Origin of the sequence: Gordonia rhizosphera NBRC 16068 (assembly GCF_000298195.1) — a bacterium.
Lineage (GTDB): Bacteria > Actinomycetota > Actinomycetes > Mycobacteriales > Mycobacteriaceae > Gordonia > Gordonia rhizosphera.
Genome location: NZ_BAHC01000247.1, coordinates 106,115 through 127,896, shown reverse-complemented (window position 1 = coordinate 127,896; position 21,782 = coordinate 106,115). Strand labels below are relative to the sequence as shown.

20 protein-coding genes, 1 tRNA gene and 1 pseudogene are annotated in these 21,782 nt (G+C 66.8%); 8 read left to right on the top strand and 14 right to left on the bottom strand.

Annotated elements, in window-relative coordinates; translation table 11 throughout:
• The 4 genes and pseudogenes from GORHZ_RS29150 to GORHZ_RS29135 all read right to left on the bottom strand — a co-directional run.
• A pseudogene (locus GORHZ_RS29150) lies at positions 1-303 on the bottom strand (3-oxoacyl-ACP synthase); the annotation flags it as partial.
• A 132-nt stretch (positions 304-435) separates the two neighbouring features.
• Complete coding sequence (locus GORHZ_RS29145) at positions 436-2,256, bottom strand: SLC13 family permease (protein ID WP_006339633.1); 1,821 nt, start codon at positions 2,254-2,256, stop codon at positions 436-438.
• A 54-nt stretch (positions 2,257-2,310) separates the two neighbouring features.
• Entirely contained in the window at positions 2,311-2,877 is a 567-nt protein-coding gene (gene pth, locus GORHZ_RS29140; RefSeq protein WP_006339632.1) for an aminoacyl-tRNA hydrolase, read from the bottom strand.
• A 22-nt stretch (positions 2,878-2,899) separates the two neighbouring features.
• Positions 2,900-3,520, bottom strand: coding sequence for a 50S ribosomal protein L25/general stress protein Ctc (locus GORHZ_RS29135; protein WP_006339630.1), 621 nt, complete (start codon positions 3,518-3,520; stop codon positions 2,900-2,902).
• 317 nt (positions 3,521-3,837) lie between these two features.
• Between GORHZ_RS29135 and GORHZ_RS29130 the strand changes: the two genes are divergently transcribed.
• A complete protein-coding gene (locus GORHZ_RS29130; RefSeq protein ID WP_006339628.1) occupies positions 3,838-4,278 on the top strand; it encodes a limonene-1,2-epoxide hydrolase family protein in 441 nt (146 codons plus the stop codon).
• An 11-nt stretch (positions 4,279-4,289) separates the two neighbouring features.
• Here GORHZ_RS29130 and arsC read toward each other — a convergent pair whose 3' ends face one another.
• Positions 4,290-4,631, bottom strand: coding sequence for an arsenate reductase (glutaredoxin) (arsC, locus tag GORHZ_RS29125; protein ID WP_040533986.1), 342 nt, complete (start codon positions 4,629-4,631; stop codon positions 4,290-4,292).
• A 64-nt stretch (positions 4,632-4,695) separates the two neighbouring features.
• Between arsC and GORHZ_RS29120 the strand changes: the two genes are divergently transcribed.
• A complete protein-coding gene (locus GORHZ_RS29120) occupies positions 4,696-5,298 on the top strand; it encodes a hypothetical protein (RefSeq protein ID WP_006339621.1) in 603 nt (200 codons plus the stop codon).
• Positions 5,299-5,366: 68 nt separating this feature from the next.
• Here GORHZ_RS29120 and GORHZ_RS29115 read toward each other — a convergent pair whose 3' ends face one another.
• Both GORHZ_RS29115 and glmU read right to left on the bottom strand, forming a co-directional pair.
• Positions 5,367-6,344 carry a ribose-phosphate diphosphokinase gene (locus GORHZ_RS29115; RefSeq protein WP_006339619.1) on the bottom strand — a complete coding sequence of 326 codons (978 nt, stop codon included), beginning with the start codon at positions 6,342-6,344 and terminating at the stop codon, positions 5,367-5,369.
• Between the two features lie 31 nt (positions 6,345-6,375).
• Positions 6,376-7,860, bottom strand: coding sequence for a bifunctional UDP-N-acetylglucosamine diphosphorylase/glucosamine-1-phosphate N-acetyltransferase GlmU (gene glmU, locus GORHZ_RS29110; RefSeq protein ID WP_006339616.1), 1,485 nt, complete (start codon positions 7,858-7,860; stop codon positions 6,376-6,378).
• Positions 7,861-8,037: 177 nt separating this feature from the next.
• Here glmU and fabG point away from each other — a divergent pair, with 177 nt between their 5' ends.
• Positions 8,038-8,793, top strand: a complete 756-nt coding sequence (fabG, locus tag GORHZ_RS29105; protein ID WP_006339615.1) for a 3-oxoacyl-ACP reductase FabG — start codon at positions 8,038-8,040, stop codon at positions 8,791-8,793.
• A 123-nt stretch (positions 8,794-8,916) separates the two neighbouring features.
• Positions 8,917-8,988, top strand: a tRNA-Gln gene (locus GORHZ_RS29100).
• A 99-nt stretch (positions 8,989-9,087) separates the two neighbouring features.
• Here the strand turns inward: GORHZ_RS29100 and GORHZ_RS29095 are convergent.
• Together GORHZ_RS29095 and GORHZ_RS29090 are read right to left on the bottom strand one after the other, a co-directional pair.
• Positions 9,088-9,594, bottom strand: a complete 507-nt coding sequence (locus GORHZ_RS29095; RefSeq protein WP_006339614.1) for a YybH family protein — start codon at positions 9,592-9,594, stop codon at positions 9,088-9,090.
• A gap of 224 nt (positions 9,595-9,818) precedes the next feature.
• Positions 9,819-11,330, bottom strand: coding sequence for a DHA2 family efflux MFS transporter permease subunit (locus tag GORHZ_RS29090; RefSeq protein ID WP_006339613.1), 1,512 nt, complete (start codon positions 11,328-11,330; stop codon positions 9,819-9,821).
• A 92-nt stretch (positions 11,331-11,422) separates the two neighbouring features.
• Between GORHZ_RS29090 and GORHZ_RS29085 the strand changes: the two genes are divergently transcribed.
• Positions 11,423-12,091 carry a TetR/AcrR family transcriptional regulator gene (locus GORHZ_RS29085; RefSeq protein ID WP_040534009.1) on the top strand — a complete coding sequence of 223 codons (669 nt, stop codon included), beginning with the start codon at positions 11,423-11,425 and terminating at the stop codon, positions 12,089-12,091.
• A gap of 24 nt (positions 12,092-12,115) precedes the next feature.
• On the opposite strand, the gene GORHZ_RS29080 is transcribed toward GORHZ_RS29085, so the two are convergent.
• The 5 genes from GORHZ_RS29080 to GORHZ_RS29060 form a co-directional block, all read right to left on the bottom strand.
• On the bottom strand, positions 12,116-13,087 hold the full coding sequence (locus tag GORHZ_RS29080; RefSeq protein WP_006339610.1) for a glycine betaine ABC transporter substrate-binding protein: 972 nt from the start codon (positions 13,085-13,087) through the stop codon (positions 12,116-12,118).
• Positions 13,084-13,821: an ABC transporter permease gene (locus tag GORHZ_RS29075; RefSeq protein ID WP_006339608.1), complete on the bottom strand. Its 738-nt coding sequence runs from the start codon at positions 13,819-13,821 to the stop codon at positions 13,084-13,086. The genes GORHZ_RS29080 and GORHZ_RS29075 overlap by 4 nt, the downstream gene beginning before the upstream one ends.
• Positions 13,818-15,086, bottom strand: a complete 1,269-nt coding sequence (locus GORHZ_RS29070) for an ATP-binding cassette domain-containing protein (protein ID WP_006339607.1) — start codon at positions 15,084-15,086, stop codon at positions 13,818-13,820. The genes GORHZ_RS29075 and GORHZ_RS29070 overlap by 4 nt, the downstream gene beginning before the upstream one ends.
• The gene (locus GORHZ_RS29065) at positions 15,083-15,727 is read right to left on the bottom strand and encodes an ABC transporter permease (protein ID WP_006339605.1); all 645 of its coding nucleotides are present in this window, start codon (positions 15,725-15,727) and stop codon (positions 15,083-15,085) included. The genes GORHZ_RS29070 and GORHZ_RS29065 overlap by 4 nt, the downstream gene beginning before the upstream one ends.
• A 208-nt stretch (positions 15,728-15,935) precedes the next feature.
• Positions 15,936-16,349, bottom strand: coding sequence for a nuclear transport factor 2 family protein (locus GORHZ_RS29060; RefSeq protein WP_040533984.1), 414 nt, complete (start codon positions 16,347-16,349; stop codon positions 15,936-15,938).
• Positions 16,350-16,395: 46 nt separating this feature from the next.
• Here GORHZ_RS29060 and GORHZ_RS29055 point away from each other — a divergent pair, with 46 nt between their 5' ends.
• From GORHZ_RS29055 to GORHZ_RS29045, 3 genes are all read left to right on the top strand, one after another.
• Positions 16,396-17,112, top strand: coding sequence for a TetR/AcrR family transcriptional regulator (locus GORHZ_RS29055; RefSeq protein ID WP_006339600.1), 717 nt, complete (start codon positions 16,396-16,398; stop codon positions 17,110-17,112).
• A 124-nt stretch (positions 17,113-17,236) separates the two neighbouring features.
• Positions 17,237-20,821, top strand: a complete 3,585-nt coding sequence (mfd, locus tag GORHZ_RS29050; RefSeq protein ID WP_040533982.1) for a transcription-repair coupling factor — start codon at positions 17,237-17,239, stop codon at positions 20,819-20,821.
• Entirely contained in the window at positions 20,818-21,717 is a 900-nt protein-coding gene (locus GORHZ_RS29045) for a nucleoside triphosphate pyrophosphohydrolase (protein ID WP_006339598.1), read from the top strand. The genes mfd and GORHZ_RS29045 overlap by 4 nt, the downstream gene beginning before the upstream one ends.
• Positions 21,718-21,782: the final 65 nt, after the last annotated feature.

Sequence of the window (21,782 nt, the reverse complement as noted above, 5' to 3'; positions counted from 1 at the left end):
ACCGCCGTGGGGGATCTTGGTCCGCCAGCTGTTGGTGGCGAGGATCAGTGCACCGATCTTCTCCTTGGCGACACCGGCATTGCGGATGGCCCGTTCGGCGGCCGCCGCGGCCATCGACCGCGCCGACTCGTCTCCGCTGATCCAGCGGCGGTTGCGGATACCGCTGCGCTCGAAGATCCATTCGTCGGTCGAGTCGAGGACCTCGCACACCTCGTCGTTGCTGACCAGGCGACGCGGGCGGTAGGCGCCGATGCCCAGCATCGCGACGTTCTGATGTCCGCTGTAGGCAGTGATCTTCGGCATCGTTGCCGCTCCCTTCGCCGAGACGACCGGCTCCCAAATTGTAGGCGCGGCGACGTCCGGTTCCGGGCAGGCCGGGCCGTGTCCAGGGACCGTCGGCCCGGTACCCGACGATGCGCCGAGGTGCGATCCGGCTCAGGGGTTCAGCGGCCAGACCAGGGGGATCACCGCCAGCGCAACCGCCAGCCAGCAGACCATCACGACGATGCCGAGCCGCCAGTAGTCGCCGAAGCGGTAGCCACCGGGGTTCATCACGATCATGTTGGCCGGGGTTGCGATCGGTGTCAGGACGGCGGCGGCCGCCGCGGTGCACACGAGCATGAGGACAGGCAACGGGTCCACGCCGATGTCGGCCGCCGCGGCCAGCGCGATGGGGATCACGATCAGCGTGGTCGCCGCGTTGCTGATGACCTGACCGAGGGCTGCAGTGAGCAGGAACAAGATGACCAGCAGCAGGTACGGACTCTGGTCGGCGACGAGATCGACGATCGGCCGGGCGATCTGCTCGGCTGCGCCGCTGTTGGTGATCGCCGCGGACATGGGGATCAGCGCCGCGATCAGCACCACCGTCGGCCAGGAGATCGCCCGGTAGGCCTGTTCGGACGTGACGACGTTGGTGATCACCATCGCCAGCGCCCCCAGCAGGCCGGCCACCACCGCCGGCACGACACCGGTGGCCAGCAACGCGATCATGGCAACCAGGATCACGGCAGCCCGCGGTGCGGTGCGCCCCAGCGCGACGGTCTGCCGACGCAACTGCTCCGACGACGCCACGACCAGCAGGCGCTGGTCCTCGGCGAGCGCGTCGACGGCGCGCCACGGCCCGTGCACCAGCATCGTGTCGCCCTCGGCGAGCGCGACGGTGCGCGCACCCACGTCCTTGCTTCGGCGCCGGATCGAGAGCACCAGCAGACCGTCTTCGGGCCGGACCATTCCGGGGAACACCTCGGTGCCGATCCATTCGGAACGTGGTGGGATGACCACCTCGGTGATGCCCACATCGCGGTCGATGAGTCGCCCCCGCCGGCTGTGCCGACCGGCGACATCTTCGACGGTGAGGTCGTTGTCGCGCGCGAACTGCTCTACCTGGGCGCCGTGTCCGGACACGACGATCACGTCGCCGTTCTCGACCTTCAGACTGCCGTCGAGGACGCCGGCCCCGTGTCCACCCTGGGCTGCGATGCCGACGAGGTCGTCGCTGTCCCCCGGGGTGACATGCCGCACCGAACGACCCAGGAACGGGGATTCCGCTCCGACGTGTAGGCGGTAGATCCGGTTGCCGAGCCCGTAGTGGTCGACGACGGTGCCCACGTAGTTGCTGAAGTCTGCGGGCAGCGTCGTGGACTGACGGTCGGGCAGCAATCGGTCGCCGAACAGGGCGACCACGCCGAAGGTCAAGATGACCAGCGGGACGCCGACAACACCGAAATCGAAATAGCCGAAGCCGTCGCCGGTGGCGCCTCGTGCGGCGTCGTTGACGATCACGTTCACCGGGCTTCCGCTGAGGGTGAGCATCGATCCGGCGCTGCATGCGTACGCGAGCGGGATGAGCGTCTTGGAGGGCAGCATGGCCGCGTGGCGAGCGACGGCGACCGTCACCGGGACCAGAGCCGCGGCGGCACCGTTGATGGTGATCAGCGCCGCCAGGATCGCGGCGAGCACGGAGATCGCCGCCAGAACCCGCACGCGGGTGTTCCCGGCCGCCCGCGTCAGAAGCCTCCCGGCCCACGCGGTGATGCCCGACGCCTCCAGACCCTCGCTCACGACGAACAGCGCGGCGATGAATGCGATGACGCTGTCGCCCAGGCCCGATGTCAGACCGGCGAGATCGACGAGGCCGCAGAAGTAGAGCGCCAGCGCCGAACCGATCGCCACCACGCCCACCGGTAGCCGGTTCCAGATGAACAGGACGATGGTGACGGCGAGGATGATGAGGCTGAGCGTCGCATCCGACATCGCCCCATCGTCGCACCATCGACCCAGCCCCGCAGCGTCGTCAGACGGCGCCTGTCACCACGCGTGGACGGTGTTCTGGGCCGGCTCCAAGCCATGGGCGACCAGCAGTTCGGCCGCGTCACAGCCATGGGTGATCAGGAGGTCGACGTCGGCGCGGGCCGAGGTGGGGAAGGGTTTGAGGACGAAGTCGGCGGGGTCCTGGCGGCCGGGTGGTCGCCCGATGCCGAGTCGCACACGGAGGTAGTCACGCGTGCCGAGTGACTGGCTGATCGAACGCAGCCCGTTGTGGCCGCCTTCCCCGCCACCGCGTTTGAGGCGCACCAGACCGAAATCGATGTCGAGTTCGTCGTGCAGGACGATCAGATCGTCCGGTTTGACCGAGTAGAACTTGGCGAGCGGACCGATCTGGCGGCCGCTCTCGTTCATGTAGGTGCGCGGCTTCGCGACGAGGACCTGCTGACCGGCGAGCGTGAGGGGAGCGACCTCGGCACCCGAGCGCTTGTGTACCTTCCACCGCTCGCCGGCCGAGTCGACGAGGCCATCGGCGACCATCGCGCCGATGTTGTGCCTCGTCTTCTCGTATTTCGGACCGGGGTTACCCAGTCCGACAATCAATTTCACGTTGAGGTTCGCGGACCGGCCACTACTCGGCCGACTCGGCCTCGGTGGCTGCCTCGGTGGCTGCCTCGCCCTCCTCGGCCTCGGCGCCCGCGGCCGCCTGGGCCTCGTTGACGGCGACGATGAGGGTCTCGGCGTCGGCGATCAGCGTGACACCCTCGGGCAGTTCGAGATCCGAGGCGTGGATCACGGTGCCGGCCGCGGCGCCCTCGACGCTCACGGTGATCTGCTCCGGGATCGACAACGCGTCGGCCTCGATTTCAAGGGTGTTCGCGTCCTGGACGACCAGGGTGCCGGACGCCGCGTCACCCTCGACGACGACGGTGACCTCGACGGTGACCTTCTCGCCGCGGCGGACCAGGAGCAGGTCGACGTGCTCGATGTAGCTGCGGATCGGATGGACGTCGACCTGCTTGGTCAGCGCGAGCTGGCTCGTGCCCTCGATGTCGAGATCGATGACGGCATTGGTGCCGTTCGCGCGCAGGATCGCGGCCAATTCACGGGCCGGAAGGGTCAGGTGCTGGGGATCGGTGCCGTGCCCGTAGAGGACGGCGGGCACCTGGCCCTCGCGGCGGGCACGACGTGCGGCACCCTTGCCCTTCTCGGTGCGGGTGTTGACCGACAGCTTGGTCGTCTGGGTGGCCATGGTGTTCTCCTCGTTCGGCAAACCGGGTGGCTTGCGGTGGTCGGCTGGTCGGTCGCGGCGAGCGACATCGACTCAGAACCGTCCGGGCAGGTGTCCACAGAACACCCGCGGAGGAGATCCTCGATGGTCGCGCCGATAACGGTGATCGCTCACCCTCGCCGAGACAACCCGTCAAGAATAGTCGATGGCCTGCGTGGATGTCACATCGCCGATGCACCGACGGCACATGCGCACCCGTCAGGCAAACGCGCACGTCGCGACACGGTCGTTTGTGGAACGGGTGCGCGCCTGCGATGGCGGACCGGCATACTGGCGCCATGACCTCGCAGACACCGGTCGAGATCGTGACCGTATTCCTCGACGACCTGGCCCGTGGTGATCTGACCCGGGCTCTCGAGAACGTCGACGACGACGTCGCCTACACCAATGTCTCGTTCCCCACGTCCTACGGGAAACGGCGGATGGCCAAGCTCTTCGAACCGATGAATCGCCCGTCGCTGGGTTTCAACTACCGCATGATCAACGTCGGCGACAACGGCCCGGTCGTGTTGACCGAGCGGATCGACGAGCTGACGTTCGGCCGTCTCGTCATGCAGTTCTGGGTCTGTGGCCGGTTCGAGATCGCCGAGGGCCGGATCGTGGTGTGGCGGGACTACTTCGACTACTTCGACATGACCAAGGCGCTGCTGCGGGGGATCGCCGCAATGATCGTCCCGTCGGTGCAGAAGCCGCTGCCGTCGCCTGCACCGGCGGTCTGAGTCGGGTCTGCTCAGAGGATCTCGTCGAGCGCCTCGAGGGGACGCGCGAGACGGGTGCCCTTGTCGGTGACCACGAACGGACGCTCGACGAGGATGGGATGGGTGACCATCTCGGCGAGCATCTCCTCGTCAGACTTTCCCTCGAGGCCGAGTTCGGAGTACAGCGATTCCCGGCGTCGGGCGGCTTGGCGCACGGTCAGGCCGGCGTCGGCGATCAACCCGGTCAGCTGCTCGGTCGTGTACGGCTCGTCGAGGTACTTGACGACAGTGGGCTCGATGCCGGCGTCTCGCAGCTTCTGCAGCGCCTTGCGGGAGGTCGAACACCTCGGATTGTGATAGATCGTCGCGTCCACGCGAGTCACCCTACCTTCCGGGTTTCACGGCACCGGGCTCCGCCGGCCGCATTACGGTGTCCGCATGAGCACGACGACGGTCCCCACTCGTGCGGCCCGCAGGACCGCCATCCGGCTCGGGCTCATCGTGGCGGTCACCCTGGGTCTGGCGGTGCTGTCGCCGGGCAGCGCCTGTGCGTGTACGTGTGCGCCCCGGCAGGCCGCCGCGGTCGTCAAGGACGCGTCCGCGGTGATCCTCGGCACCCCGGTGTCCCGCGACGAGGACGGCTCGGTCGTCCGGTATCGGGTCGAGGTGACCGAGAGCTACAAACAGCGCGTGCCGCAGACGATCACGGTGATCACCTCGTCGAGCTCAGCGTCCTGCGGGGTCGCGCTCGAGGTCGGCACCCAACGGCTGCTCGTCCTCGGCGGAGCGGCCGAAGGCGTCGCTGCTGCGGAGGGCGAGTGGAGTGCCTCGCTGTGCGACAACTCCACGACTCTGAGTGAGGACGATGTCGTCCGGTACGCCGGGGCATCGATCGAGCCGTATACCGGCGCCGACGATCGGGAGCCCCAACCGGTCGTGATCGGCGCGTTCGTCGCGATCGCGGCACTCATCGCGATCCCGGGTGGAATCATGTGGTGGCGCGTGCGGCAGCGCCGGGCGCGGCCGTCCTTCGACGACTGACCGCACTGACGACGAAAAGCGGGTCCCGGCGGATTCGTCGGGACCCGCCTTCTCCGGAGTCGGTCGGGTTACGCGCTTCCGTTGAACAGGCTGGTGACCGAACCGTTCTCGAAGACCTCGCGGATCGTCTGCGCGAGCAGCGGTGCGATGGACAGCACCGTGAGGTTGTCGAACCGCTTCTCGTGGGGGATCGGCAGCGTGTCGGTCGCGATGACCTCCTTGGCGCCGCAGTTCGCGAGACGTTCGGCGGCCGGATCGGAGAACACGCCGTGGGTGGTCGCGATGACGACGTCGCCCGCACCGGCGTCCTTGAGTACCCTGACCGCGCCGGCGATCGTGCCACCGGTGTCGATCATGTCGTCGATGAGCACGCAGGTCCGGCCGTCGACCTCGCCGACCACGCGGTTGGACTTCACCTGGTTGGGCACCAGCGGGTCACGGGTCTTGTGGATGAAGGCCAGTGGGGCCCCGTTGAGGGCGTCCGCCCACTTCTCCGCGACACGCACACGACCCGAGTCGGGGGACACCACGGTGACGTTCTCGGTGCTGTAGTTGTCGCGCACGTAACCGGCGAGCTGTCCCAGCGCGTGCATGTGGTCGACCGGGCCGTCGAAGAAGCCCTGGATCTGATCGGTGTGCAGGTCGACGGTGATGATCCGGTCGGCGCCTGCCGTCTTCATCAGATCGGCGATGAGCCGTGCGGAGATCGGCTCGCGGCCGCGATGCTTCTTGTCCTGACGCGCATACGGGTAGAACGGCAGGATCACGCTGATCCGCTTCGCGGACCCTCGCTTGAGGGCGTCGATCATGACCAGAGCCTCCATCACCCACTGGTTCAGCGGGTGCGGACAGCTCTGCAGCACGAACGCGTCGGAGCCACGAACCGACTCCTCGAATCGGACGAAGATCTCGCCGTTGGCGAAGTCCCGAGCGGTCTGCGGGGTCACCTTGATCCCGAGTTCGTCGGCGACCGCCTGCGCAAGGTCGGGATGAGCGCGCCCAGAAAACAGCATCAGGTTTTTCTGGTTGTCCGTGGTCCAGGTCATGAAACTCTTCTACTTCTCCGATATGCGGCGATCAGATGCCGGGCTGGCTGTCGACCGGGCCGGTCGCCTGCTGGGCATCGAGTGCGGCTCGCGCCGATTCGGTGTCCGGGCGCTTGCGTACCACCCAGTCCTCGATATTTCGTTGTTGTCCCGCGGACACCGCAAGTGCACCCGGTGGGACATCTTCCCGCAAAACCGTACCCGCTCCGGTATACGCGCCGTCGCCGACATGCAGCGGCGCCACGAACATGTTGTCAGATCCGGTACGACAGTGGGACCCGATCACAGTACGGTGTTTTGCCACGCCGTCGTAATTCACGAAGACGCTGGACGCGCCAATGTTCGAGTGGTCACCGATCGTCGCGTCCCCGACATAGGTGAGGTGGGGCACCTTGGTGCCCGCGCCGATGTCTGCCTTCTTGGTTTCCACGAAGGTACCGATCTTGCCTTTGGTGCCCAGACGCGTGCCGGGGCGCAGGTACGCGAAGGGGCCGACGCTGGCGCCGGGACCGATCTCCGAGTCGCTGCCGTGGGTGCGGATCACCGTCGCACCTTCGCCGACGATGACGTCGCGCAGCGTGCAGTCGGGTCCGATGACCGCGTCGGATGCGATGGTGGTCTCGCCCTGCAGTTGCGTGCCGGGCTCGATGCGCACGTCCTCGCCGATCGTCACGTCCACGTCGATCCAGGTGGAGCCCGGATCGACGACGGTGACCCCGGCGAGCTGATGGCGTCGGATGATCCGGCGGTTGAGTTCGGCGCCGAGTTCGGACAGCTGCGCGCGGTCGTTGCAGCCGGCCACGAGGTAGGGGTCGGAGACGGTGTGCGCGCGGACGGTGGCCCCGGCCTCGACGGCGAGCCCCACCACATCGGTCAGGTAGAACTCGCCCTGCGCGTTGTCGTTGGAGAGTCGGCCGAGGGTGTCGCGCAGCAGGGCCGCGTCGAAGGCGTAGACCCCGGCGTTGACCTCGGTGATCGCCCGCTGCTCGTAGGTGGCGTCCTTGTGTTCGACGATGGCCCGGACGTCGACGCCGTCCGGCGTCCGCAGGATGCGCCCGTAGCCGGTCGGGTCGGGGGCGACAAAGCTGGTCAGCGTGACCGAGGCCCCCTTGCCCTCGCGGTGCCTCGTGACGAGCGCCTCGAGCGTCGCGCCGTCGAGAAGCGGCACGTCGCCGGGGGTGACCACGACGGTGCCGACATAGTCGTCGGGCAGAACCTCGAGCCCGGCCGCGGCCGCGTGGCCCGTCCCCAGCTGTTGGCCCTGTTCGGCGACCAGGACCCGACGGCCGATGTTCTCACCGATCTCCGCGATTGCGCCGGCGATGCGTTCGCGTTCGTGGCCGACGACGGCGACGACGTGATCGGGATCGAGGGCGTCGGCACCCCGCAGCGCGTGGCAGATCAGCGAATGGCCGCCGATCGTGTGCAGGATCTTCGGGGTTTTCGACCTCATCCGGGTGCCCGCGCCTGCCGCGAGCACGATCACTGCGGTGTGGGGGGAGGACGGCTTCGTCATGTGCCCCGATGATACGCAGTCGTCCGGACAGTGGGTCGTACACCCGGCGCCGCGTCGTCGCGCGTCGGTCCCCGAGCGCGTGTGGCGGACGGGGCTGCCGGAAAACGGCCCGGAGCGGGCCTGATAGAAAACTTGGAGGCGGCCAGACGCGCCGACGACGACGGAAGGTAGATCCCAATGAGTACTCAGAAGATCGCGATCGTGACGGGCGCCGCCCGCGGGATCGGTTCGGCCATCGCAAAGCGGCTGGCATCCGACGGCCTGGCCGTCGCGGTGCTGGACCTGACGGAGGACTCGTGCGCCGACACCGTGTCGGCGATCACCGAGGCCGGCGGCAAGGCCATCGCCGTCGGCGCCGACGTATCGGATGAGGCATCGGTGACCGCGGCCATCGAAAAGGTCGTCGAAGAGCTCGGCCCGCCGACCGTCGTCGTGAACAACGCCGGCATCATCCGCGACAACATGCTGTTCAAGATGACCGTCGATGACTGGGACGCCGTCATGGGTGTGCACCTGCGCGGTGCCTTCAACGTGACCAAGGCCGCGCAGAAGCACATGGTCGACGCCGGCTGGGGCCGCATCGTCAACCTGTCGAGCACCTCGGCGCTGGGCAACCGCGGTCAGGCCAACTACTCAGCCGCCAAGGCCGGTATGCAGGGCTTCACCAAGACGCTGGCCATCGAGCTGGGCAAGTTCGGTGTCACCGCCAACGCCATCGCCCCGGGCTTCATCGAGACCGAGATGACCCACGCCACCGCGGAGCGGATGGGTGTCCCGTTCGAGGACTTCAAGCGGGCCTCGGCAGCGCAGATCCCGGTCAACCGGATCGGTGTGCCGGAGGACATCGCCCATACCGCATCGTTCTTCATCAGCGAGGGCGCGGGATTCGTGTCCGGCCAGGTGATCTACGTCGCCGGCGGTCCTAAGGACTGATCTCGTTGCCGCTCCTCCGTTTCGTAACCGCTGCGTCGATCGAAGGCGCGGCAACGAAATGGAGGAGCGGGAACGCCGAGATACGAGCAGACGGGGCCTGTGGCACAATCGTCTGCGCAGTATTCCCCCATGGTGTAATCGGCAACACTTCTGATTTTGGTTCAGGCATTCCAGGTTCGAGTCCTGGTGGGGGAGCAACGGTGCCGTCGTTAATACGCTGCTGCAGGAACTGCTCGACGACGAGCTGCCCACCTCAGACGCGTGACACGGGCGTGCGGTGAAAGCACTTGCTTATCAGAAGCTTTCGTCCATGATCTCGGGCCTGGTTTCCATGGTCTGACCCTCGTCCTCGTCATCGAGATCTGAGTCGGTGGCGGGCCAGACTTGTTCCCCGTCGGGGGTCATCTGGAAGTTGATGAAACGCCAGACACCGTCGGAGCCGCGCCGCAGCACCTGCGTGACCATGCCCGCGATGATGCGTTCGGTGCCGTCGGGGGCGCGGAGCCGGTTGATCAGCCGTCCGGTCATGATCGCGACGTCGTCTCCGATCATCCGAACCCGTAGCTTCTCCCGGCGCAACTCGATGTATGTCAGTTGTTTCTGCACATGTTCGAGTAACTGGGGCTTCGTGTGAGCCACACCGGGTGCATGGATGTGCACCAACGCCTCGTCGAACAGTTCACTCAGCGCGTCCGTATCGCAGGCCAACAGGGCGCGGTGTCTTCGTTTCTCGAGCGCGAAGAACTTCCCGCGGACGCTCTCGTCGGCCACCCGTACCACGCTGGGGTAAGCGTTGCTCATCTCAATCCTCCGTATGGTCCGCCGTCGCGCTGCATGTCGTGCCCTGAAATGTATCCGGACATACCCGGGACGACCACGCGAGCAGAAGAACGCGCGACTCACGGGAGATCGAGGTCCCGCTCGACCGATGCAGGCATCTGCTGCGCCGGCGTCAGGCCCCGCGTCATGCCGGATTCAATCCCGACGATGTGCTGCGCCGCGTTCGTCCTGTCACGCTGTCGCCTTCAGTGCGCCATCGTCGGTGCCTCCGCGGCGGCCAGGGGAAGCTTTCCGCTCGGGATGAGCAGCGCGGCGATCAGGCCGCCGGCCGCGAAGACCGCCGCCGCCACCCAGAAGGCCGTGGTGTAGGAGTGCACCGCGGCGAGCATCGCCAGCTGGTTCGGATCGGCGACGTGGCCGACGTGCTCGGCCGCGTACGACGTGGCCGCGCTGGCGGCGATCGTGCTCAACAGCGCGGTGCCCACCGATCCGCCGACCTGCTGCATCGTGTTGACGGTTGCCGACGCCACACCGGCGTCCTCGGACGACACCCCGGAGATGGCACCCTGCATGGCAGGTGCCATCGACGCACCCAGACCCAGGCCCATGACGAGCAGGGCCGGCAGGACGTGGGTCGCGTACGAGCTGGTCTCGGTGATCTGTGTGAGCAGCACCATTCCGGCTGCGGCAGTGAGCATTCCGGCGGTCATCAGCCAGCGCGGGCCGAAACGGGGGAGCAGGATGCCGGTTGACGTGGTCGCGGTGACGATCAGCACACCGATCATCGGCAGGAACGCCAGGCCGGTGCGGATCGGGCTGAAGCCCAGGTTCTGCTGCAGATAGTAGGTCAGGAACAGGAAGATGCCGAACATCCCGATCCCGACGATGAACACCACCAGATAGGCACCGCCGCGGGTGCGATCACCGATCACGCGCAGGGGCAGCAGCGCATGGTCGGTGCGCGATTGCAGCCAGACGAAGGTGGCGAGCAGGACCGCGCCGACGACCAGCCAGCTGATCGTCGCCCAGTCGGCCCAGCCGTTGGTCTCGGCGTTCGAGAAGCCGTAGACGATGGAGAACAGCGCGACCGACACGGTTGCGACGCCGGGGATGTCCAGGCGTGGACGGTGCTCGGAGCGGTGAGAGCCGACGAACATGACCGCACCGACCAGCGCGATCGCGGCGATCACAAGGTTCACGTAGAGACACCAGCGCCAGTCGGCCCACTCGGTGAGCATGCCGCCGAGCAGCAGGCCCAGCGCGCCGCCACCACCGGCGATGGCGCCGAAGATGCCGAAGGCTCGGCCGCGTTCGGCCGGGTCGGTGAAGGTGGTGGTCAACAGCGACAGCGCGGACGGCGCCAGCAACGCACCGAAGACACCCTGGCCGGCGCGGGCGGCGACGAGCATCTCGAAGTTGACCGCGGCGCCGCCGACCGCGGACATGACCGCGAATCCGATGAGGCCGATGATCAGCGTGGTTTTGCGTCCCAACAGGTCCGACAACCGACCGCCGAGCAGCAGCAGGCTGCCGAACGCGAGCGCATAGGCGGTGACGATCCACTGCCGGTCGGCGTTGTCGAAGCCCAGGTCTGCCTGTGCGTGGGGCAGTGCGATGTTCACGATGGTCGCGTCGAGCACGACCATCAGCTGTGCGAGTCCGAGCACGCCGAGCACCACCCACCGCAGTCGGTGATGGCGGGCCTGTGCTGACTCTGGCTCGACGGCCGGTGCGTCGAGCTCGTTGATGGTACTCATCAAGCCTCCAGTCCATGCGGAGGATCATCCTCCGGTTACGTCTGGCAACGACTCTAAACCGGAGAACATTCCTCCGGTTGTAAACTGTGACCATGCACACGGAAGCCTCCGACGTCGAATGCCGACCGCTGAGGGCCGACGCCGAACGTAACCGGCTCAAGATCATCGCCGCCGCACACGCCCTGTTCGCCGAACGCGGGCTCGACGTCTCGATGGATGACGTGGCCGAACGAGCCGGGGTCGGCGTGGGTACCGTCTACCGCCGGTTCACCAACCGCGACGACCTCGTCACCGGGGTGTTCACCGAACATCTCAAGCGGGTGGCCGCGCGGGCGGACGAAGCGCTCGACGATCCCGACCCCTGGTCGGCGGTCGAGGGCCTGTTGACCTGGTTCTGCACCGTGATGGCCGAGGACCGTGGTCTCGCGGCCATCATCATGCGCATCGACCACTCACAACCCGAGATCGACGCGGTCAAGGCCGGTTTCACCAGCCGGATCGAGAAACTCATCGATCGGGCCATGGCCGCGGGGGTGCTGCGTGCGGATCTCGCGAGCACCGATGTCTTCGGGATCTTCACGATGATCTCGGCGGTCGCCGACGCGATGGAGCCCACCGTGCCCGGCGCGTGGCGTCGCTACCTGGAGTTGATCCTGCGGGCCATCCACGCCGACACCGACGACTCGCCGATCGCCACCCCGGCGCTCACCGACGAGCAGCTCCGGGCCATCCAGCGCGAGCGAGCCAACCGGCAGCGCTGATCGGATCTGTTGACTCGAACGGCCCTACGTGACCAGTCCCTCGGCCTTCAGCCAGTCGTAGGCGACATCCTTGGGATCCTCGCCGTCGATGTCGACGCGACCGTTGAGTTCCTGCATGAGTTCGTCGGTCAGTCGTTCCGAGACGGTCGCCATCAGGGGAGCGATCTGTGGGTGGGCGTCGAGAACCTCCTTGCGGACGATCACGGTTCCGCTGTAGGGCAGGAAGAATTTCTTGTCGTCGACGAGCACGGTCAGGTCTAGGTTCTTGATGCGGCCATCGGTGGTGTAGACCATCCCGAAATTGCACGGCGAGCTCCTGGCGGTCGCGGTGTAGACGACTCCCGAGTCCATCTGGGTCACGTTCCCGGACGGCACACCGTTCGGTGTGTTGTAGGGGATTCCGTAGGTCTGCAGCATAGGCAGGAATCCGTCGGGCCGGCTGAAGAACTCGTCGTTGACACAGAACGTGCGTTCACTGACCGGCAGCCGGGTGATGTCCGACATCGTCTTGACGCCGAGTCGCTCCGCGGTGGGTGTGGCCACCGCGAATGCGTACGTGTCGTTGAAGTTCGCGGGCGGCAGCCACACGAGGTCGTTCTGTGCGAGTTCGACGTCGTGAACCTTCTGCCAGAGCAACTGCGAGTCCGGGATCGTCTGCGTCTCGTGGAGATAGGTGACCCACGCGGTGCCCGTGTAGTCCCACGTGAGGTCGGCGTCACCGTTGAGCATGGCCTGCCGCGACGACGCAGACCCTGGCGCATTGGTCATGTCGGTGATGTCGGCGCCGGCCGCGGCGAGATACGTGGCGGCGATCTTGCCGAGCAGGATGCTCTCGGTGAAGTTCTTGGACGTGACGGTGATGGCAGCGCCGTCGAGCGGCGTACTCCCATCGGGGAGTGAGGTGTGGTGGAATGTGCCCGAGGAACTCACCAGCCCGCAGGCGCTCAGCGTCATCAGTGCCGCCAGGAGACAGGCGAACAGGCGACCGCCCGTCATGAGAGACCCCGAGGGGTGGCGAACAACTCGACCAGCCGTCCGAGCCAGTCGATGGTGAGCGCCAGCAGCCCGACCAGGATCGCGCCCGACACGAGCAGTTTCGGCAGGAATAGCGTGACCCCTGTGGTGATCAGGGTGCCCAGGCTGGTGGCACCGATGAACGTGCTCAGCGTTGCCGTTCCGACCAGGATCACCAGGGCCGTGCGAACTCCGTTGAGAATCACCGGAACCGCCAGCGGAAGCTCCACCAATACGAGGGTGCGCGCCGCGGAATAGCCGATCCCCCGGGACGCCTCGATGGTGCGTTGGTCGACCTGTCGCAGACCGACGATGGTGTTCTGCAGGATGGGCAGTATGGCATAGACCACCAGGCCGACGACCGCGGTCCGGAAGCCGGTGCCCAGCCAGAACGTGAACAGCACGAGCAGGCCGACGGCGGGAGCGGCCTGCCCGATGTTGGCGATGTTCACCGCGATCGGATTGAGCCACCGCATCGACGGCCGGGTCAGCAGGATTCCCAAGGGTATTGCGATCACGATCACGATCACGGTCGCCACCAGGGTCAGCTTGATGTGGTCGAGCAGGGTGGTGCGCAGGACGTCCCAGCGGAGTGAGGCCTGCTCGGTCTCGGTGAGCGTCGTCGACCGGTACCAGACGATGTAGCCGGCGGTGAACACGACAATGAGGAGCGGCTCGAGCCACACGTCGATCGGCAGACTCCTCAGTCGCTTCATGGCTGCTCGTCGGGTTCGTCGGCGGCGACGATGGCCGGCATCTCGTCGGTCGATGTGCCCTCGGCGTGCGACACATAGGACAGGTGCACCTCATCAGGCCGGGCCTCCCTCAGCTGCCCGCGGATCACCTCCATCACCGTGTCGATCGCCAGTGACCCGATGACGGCGCCACGACCGTCGGTGACCAGCACGCCACCCTGACTGGCGGCGAGCATCGTGTCGAGAGCGTCGTTGAGGGTCGACGACCGCGCCACCACGGGCAGGCGACGGTCGATGTAGTCGGAGACCTGCGGCTTGGTGGCTACCTCGTCGAGCGTCGGCCATGCCCGCGGGTGGTCATGATCGTTGACGACGACCACCCAATCGGTGCCGGCCGCATGGGCGCGGGCGAGGACCGCCTGCGACGATTCACCCACCTTGGCGGTGACCACCGGCTCGTGCGGCACATCGCGGACTCGGGTGAATGTCAGATGAGCCAATGTCGCGCCGGAGCCGATGAACTGTTCCACGAACTCCGACGCCGGGTTGGCGAGGATCTCCTCCGGCGCCGCGTACTGCTCGATATGTCCGCCTTCGGAGAGGATCAGGACCTTGTCGCCGAGTTTGGTGGCCTCCTCGAAGTCGTGGGTGACCACGACGATGGTTTTGCCGAGTTCCTGCTGGATCCCGAGCAAGCTGTCCTGCAGACGGACCCGTGTGATGGGGTCGACGGCACCGAAGGGTTCGTCCATCAAGAGGATCGGCGGGTCGGCGGCCAACGCCCGGGCCACGCCCACGCGCTGCTGCTGGCCACCGGACATGTCCTTGGGCAGCCGGTGCGCGAACGTGTCGGCGTCGAGTCCGACGAGATCGAGCAGATACTCGGTGCGCTCCGCTATTCGCTGTTTTTCCCACCGGAGCACGCGGGGGATCGCCCCGATGTTCTTGGCCACCGACCAGTGCGGGAACAGGCCGCCCGACTGGATGACGTAACCGATCGACTGGCGTAGTTTGTCCGGATTCACGTGCGTGACATCGCGGCCGTCGATGAGGATGCGGCCCTCGGAAGGCTCGATGAGTCGGTTGATCATCTTCAACGTCGTCGTCTTACCGCAGCCCGAGGGTCCGACGAAGGCCACGATGTGCCCGGCGTCGATCTCGAGGTCGAGTCGCTCCACGGCCGGCTTCGGTTGTCCACGATACTGTTTCATCACGCCGTCAAGGTGGATCGGCACGCCGGTAATGGTGCGATCCGAGGGCTGGGGGCCGATGGAGGTTTCGGTCATTGCAGTCCTTTGGAAATCGTGGCGCGCCCGAGCAGGACGAGCAGACCGTCGAACACCAGGGCGATCAGCACGATGAGAATTGTTCCGGTGAGCGCCATCTCGAGTGCATTGGCACCGCCGAGTCGGGACAGGCCGCTGAAGATGAGCGAGCCGAGTCCGGGGCCGAGGACATAGGCGACAATGGCGGCGATGCCGATGATCATCTGCGTCGACACGCGGATTCCGGTGAGGATGACCGGCCACGCGATCGGCAACTCGACCGACAGTAGAATCCGCCAGCGCGGCAGCCCGATTCCGCGTGCCGCCTCGATGACCGCGGGTGGGACCGAACGCAGTCCTACGATGGCGTTGCCGATCACCGGCATGGTCGCGAAGAAGGCCAGCATGATGAACGACGGCACAACACCGAGACCGAACGGGATGATCAGCAGGGCGAGGAGCGCGAGCGAGGGGATGGTCAGGGCAACGCGACTGCTGGTCAGCGTGAGCGCCGAGACGAACGAGAGCCGATAGACGAGCACCGCGATGAGGACGGCGATCACCGTACCCAGCAGAACGGATTGGAAGGCCAGGGACGCATGCTGATACGTGAGAAAGGTCAGGGTCCCGGCATGGCCCTGAACGTAGTCCCACAGCTGCACGACAACGTCCTTCCTCCCTCTCCCGGCCGCGGCCAGGCACTGGAGAGGGTCCGTTGGCCAGCCTAGTGCGTGAATCCGCCGGGATCGTCCGCAGCCATGTGCAGGGTGGTCTGACCCGTGGGTTCCGGTGTCGCAATGACGGTCTGACCTGGACTGATGTCAAAAGGGTAACGATTCGCCCGAATCTGTTCGGGTTTGCCGACGGCCGTCAGAGCTGCTTGTCGAAGCACTTCTCCTGAGCGCGGGTGCGGATACGCCATCCACGGTCGGTCCGCACCCACGTGTCGGAGTACCACAGAGCTATCAAGAAGGTCGAATCATCAGGTGCCTGCATGGGATTCAGGCACAGGGTGCGGCTGGTGGCGGTGTCACCGGCGATGGCGATGTCGTGGTTGCCCAGGAGATGGCAGTAGGCCTTGAAGTTCGGGAGTACCTGGGCGAGCCAGGTTTTCACCTCGGCGAGGGGGCCGGCGATACCGCCCGTGGCGCTGAAGTCGATGACGGCGTCGGCAGTGAACACGTCGTCGAGGTCGTCGAAATGGCCGGAATCCACCGCGGTCGAGTAGTCGGTCAGAACCTGCTGGATCTCCAGCCGAGCCGAGATCTCCTCGATGGTCATCATGTCTCCTGATTACCGCATATGCGCGCGCGTGGATAGGCTGGTCGGCATGGCAGACAGCCGCCCGACCGACAAGTCCGGTGACGTGCAACGTGCGCCCCGGGCCAGGATGACCGGTCCCCAGCGGCGGCAACAGCTCATCGACGTGGCGCGCGGACTGTTCGCGGAACGGGGTTTCGAGGGCACCTCGATCGAGGAGATCGCCCAGCGTGCCGGGGTCTCCAAGCCGGTCGTGTACGAACACTTCGGCGGCAAGGAGGGACTCTACGCGGTGGTCGTCGACCGCGAGATGGAGACGTTGCTGGAGATGGTGACGTCATCGTTGAGCAAGAATCGGTCGCTCTACCGTATCCAGCAGGTGGCACTGGCGCTGCTGACCTATATGGAGGAGCGCACCGACGGATTCCGCATCCTTGTCCGCGGCGACAGCGCCAACACCAGCCGGCCGTCCACGTATTCCAGCCTGCTCAACGATGCGATCAGCCAGGTCGAGCACATTCTGGCCGGTGACTTCGAGCGGCGCGGGTTCGACCCGGCCCTGGCGCCGCTGTACGCGCAGGCACTGGTGGGCATGGTCTCGGTGACCGCGATGTGGTGGCTCGATGTCCGCGAGCCGTCCAAGGAGGTCGTCGCCGCGCACCTGGTCAATCTCTGTTGGAACGGTCTCACCCGCCTCGACCCCCACCCCGAACTCGTCGGCCCTGACTACGTGGAACCGACCGACCGCTCCACGGCGGAATCGCCGGGCGAGGACCGGGTGGTCTGACTCTCGGGGCGATCACCCGGACATCGCCGGCGCGGCCTTATCCCCGCGGGCCCCATATGCGCAAAGCCGGTGACGGGCTGTCTCGAATTCTGAGCTGTCGGCCCTGTTGCCTACAATCGTCGGAGTGTCCACACCCTCCGCCCTGCACGGGCTCGCCGCGGTCACCTGTGCGGACAAGGCCCTCGCGGACCTGGCGGGTCGGCGAGGGCAGAACCGCCTCGAGATCACCGCACCCGACGCCGCTCGCCCGTTCGTGGTGGCCTGCCTCGCCGAATCCGCCGAGGCGCCCCTGCTCGTCGTCTCGGCCAACGGCCGCGAGGCCGACGACCTGACGGCGGAGCTCGCCGAACTGCTCGACGACCCGGCCGCGGTGGCCCAGTTCCCGTCGTGGGAGACGCTGCCGCACGAGCGGCTGTCACCGAGCGCCGACACCGTCGGTCAGCGACTCGCGGTCCTGCACCGCCTCGCGCATCCGGGGGAGGGCACGCCGCTGCGCGTCGTCGTCACCACCGTGCGATCCCTCGTGCAGCCCATGGCGCCCGGCCTGGGTGATGTCCGCACCATCGCACTGTCCGAAGGCATCGAACTCGACTTCGATCAGCTACTCGCCGACCTGGTCGAGATGGCCTACGAACGCGTCGACATGGTCGGGCGGCGCGGCGAGTTCGCGGTCCGCGGCGGCATCCTGGACGTGTTCCCGACGACCGCGGACTATCCCGTGCGTGTGGAGTTCTGGGGCGACGAGGTCAGCGAGATGCGGGCCTTCTCCGTGGCCGATCAACGCAGCCAACCCGAGATCGACCTATCGGTGGTCCGTATCCTGCCGGGCCGCGAGATCGTCCTGACGCCCGCGGTGCGCGCTCGTGCCGCCGACCTCGGCGAGCGTCACACCGGTGAACGCGTTCTTGCCGAGATGCTCGAGAAGCTGGCCGAGGGCATCCCGGTCGAGGGTATGGAAGCGCTCATCCCGATGCTCGTCGACGGCGAGATGCAGATGCTGACCCAGGTGGTGCCCGACGGCACCGGTGTCCTGCTGCTCGATCCGGAGAAGATTCGGACTCGTGCGGCCGACCTGGCGCAAACCGGGGCGGAGTTCCTGGAGGCCTCCTGGACCGCGGCCGCGCTGGGTGCCGAGGCGCCGGTGCACGCCGGCGGCATCGACCTGCAGGCCAGTGCGTACCGGTCTCTCGATGAGGTCGAGAAGCTCACCCTGGCGGCGCATCGGTCCTGGTGGACGATGAGTCCGCTCGCGACCGGCGCCGCCGACGAACTCTCCCTCGACCTCACCGTCGGTCCCGCACCGCACGGTAACGACGACGAGATCGCGAAAACCTTCGCCTCCCTGCGGGCCCACGTCACCACCGGTGGCAGCGCCGCAATCGTTGTGGCGGGCAAGGGAACCGCGGCCCGCGTGCATGAACGTCTCGCCGAGGCGGAGGTGCCCGCGGAGATCGTCGAACCCGGTGCCGCGCCCCGGCCGGGCCAGGTGTCGGTGTTCCACGGCACGCTGCGGCACGGAATCGTCTGTCCCGCTGCGCGACTGGTCATCGTCACCGAGACCGACCTGACCGGCAACCGGGTCGCCAGCGTCCGCGACGGCCGCCGACTCCCCGCCAAACGCCGCAATCAGGTGGACCCGCTGGCCCTGACCGCCGGTGACCTGGTGGTACACGACCAGCACGGCATCGGCCGGTTCGTCGAGATGATCGAACGGACCGTCTCCGGCGCCCGACGCGAGTACCTGGTCCTCGAGTACGCGGCCGGCAAACGAGGGCAACCCGGCGACCGTCTCTACGTCCCGATGGATGCGCTCGATCAGTTGTCGCGCTACGTCGGCGGCGAACAGCCCTCACTGTCGAAGCTCGGCGGCTCGGACTGGCAGAACACGAAGCGCAAGGCGCGCAAGGCTGTTCGTGAGATCGCAGGCGAACTCGTACAGCTCTACGCCGCCCGGCACGCGGCGCCGGGTCACGCCTTCAGCCCCGACACGCCCTGGCAGCGTGAGATGGAGGACGCCTTTGACTTCACCGAGACGATGGATCAGCTCACGGTCATCGCCGAGGTGAAAGCCGACATGGAGAAGGCGGTCCCGATGGACCGCGTCATCGTCGGCGACGTCGGCTACGGCAAGACCGAGATCGCCGTCCGGGCCGCCTTCAAGGCCGTCCAGGACGGCAAGCAGGTTGCCGTTCTGGTGCCGACCACCATTCTGGCGCAACAACATCTGCAGACCTTCACCGAACGGATGACCGAGTTCCCGGTGCGTATCCGCGGCCTGTCTCGCTTCACCGACGCCAAGGAGTCCAAGGAGATCATCGACGCGATGGCGGCCGGTGACGTGGACATCGTCATCGGCACCCATCGTCTCCTTCAGACCGGCGTCACGTGGAAGGATCTCGGCCTGGTTGTCGTCGACGAGGAACAGCGCTTCGGTGTCGAACACAAGGAGCACATCAAGTCGCTGCGGACCCACGTCGACGTGCTGACCATGTCGGCCACCCCGATCCCGCGCACCCTCGAGATGTCGATGGCGGGTATCCGCGAGATGTCGACCATCCTCACCCCGCCCGAGGAACGCCACCCGGTACTCACGTATGTCGGTGGGTACGCGCCCAAACAGGTGGCCGCGGCGATCCGGCGAGAACTCCTGCGCGACGGTCAGGTCTTCTACGTGCACAACCGGGTGTCGACCATCGACAAGACGGCCAAGGAGATCTCGCAGATGGTGCCCGAGGCCCGGGTTGTGGTCGCGCACGGGCAGATGAACGAGGATCAGCTCGAGCGGACCGTCTCCGGATTCTGGAACCGCGAGTACGACGTGCTGGTGTGCACCACCATCATCGAGACCGGTCTGGACATCTCCAACGCCAACACGCTGATCGTCGACCGGGCAGAGAACCTCGGTCTGTCGCAGTTGCATCAGCTTCGTGGCCGCGTCGGACGCAGCCGGGAACGTGGATACGCCTACCTGCTCTACAGCCCGGAACGTCCGCTGACCGAGACCGCCTACGACCGGCTGGCGACCATCGCGCAGAACAACGAACTCGGTGCCGGCATGGCGGTCGCACTCAAGGACCTCGAATTGCGCGGCGCCGGAAACGTGTTGGGCGCCGAGCAATCCGGTCACGTAGCCGGGGTCGGGTTCGATCTTTACGTCCGGCTGGTGGGGGAGGCCGTGGAGGCCTATCGAGCCGCTGCGGACGGACAGACGGTGTCGACGACGGAGCCGACCGAAGTGCGCATCGACCTGCCTGTCGATGCCCACATCCCGGTGGAATACGTGGATTCGGACCGGCTGCGCCTCGAGGCCTACCGCAAACTCGCGTCGGCGGTCGACGACTCCGCCGTCGACGCCGTCATGGTGGAGTTGAACGACCGGTACGGCGAACCGCCGCAGGAAACCAAGCGGCTGGCGGCGATCGCGCACCTACGCCTGCGGTGTCGGGAGCGCGCCGTGGGCGAGTTGGGGATGGCGGGCACGAACGTGAAGGTCTCGCCGATGACCCTGCTCGACAGCGAGCAGGTGCGCCTCAAGCGGCTCTACTCCTCGGCCGGCTACCGCGCCACCACGTCGGTGATCACGCTGCCCGTGCCGCGCACCGGCGGGGTGGGCTCGCCCCGGCTGCGTGACGAAGAACTCATCGAGTACCTGACGACATTCCTGACGACGATCAAACCGATTCGGACTGAGAGTAATTCGACCGCATGACCGTGATCCTGCTCGACCCGCTCCGGCCCGACGTCATCCCGGCGCGCGCCGTGGCCCTGCTCTCCGGGCCGGTGATCGTCACCGAGGACGTGCACCCGTCGACGCTGTGGGACCTCGGTCTGACGTCGTCGGCCTGGGCGGCCACCGACGATCCCACGGCCACATTGCTCACCGGCGACCCCACCCATCCGTTCGTCGGCGCGCGAATCGCGAACGGCGAGCAGGTTATCGCGGGACAGAGCGTGCCCGGTGACGCGTTGCTGCAGGCGGTCTCCCTGATGGACACACTGCGGCGCAACGGACCGTGGGAGTCCACGCAGACCCACGGCTCCCTGCGCCGCTACCTCCTCGAGGAGGTCTACGAACTCCTCGACGCCATCGATGCGGGAGACCCGGCGGAGCTGACCGAGGAACTCGGGGATCTGTTGCTGCAGGTACTCTTTCACGCGCGCATCGCCGCCGACGACGAGCACGCACCCTTCGACATCGACGACGTCGCGCGCAGCTTCACCGAGAAGGTGATGGGCCGTACCCCGGGTGTGCTCTCGGGCGCGCACAGTGATCTCGAGACACAGATCCGGGAGTGGGAGGAGCGCAAAGCCGCCGAGAAGAACCGGGGGTCCGTCCTCGATGGCGTCGCCACCACCGCACCGGCACTCGCGCTCACCCAAAAGGTGCTCGAACGCCTGACCGGCGCCGGATACCCAACCGAGACAATCGACCCGGAGGTTCTGACGGTCACTGTCGTCGCGGGCGGTGACAGCGTCGAGGCCCAGGCGCGCGAGCGCACACTCGCGCTGATGGACCGGGTGCGCGAGATCGAGGCCCGTGCCGCGCAACTCGACATCACCCTCGACACCCGAGACGCCTGGCTGCGCGCCGCGTCGATCGGCTGAGGTGCGTCCCCCACGACCTGGTTCGTCCCCTTGCTGCAGGTGGAGGATGAACCGGCTTCCGGGGG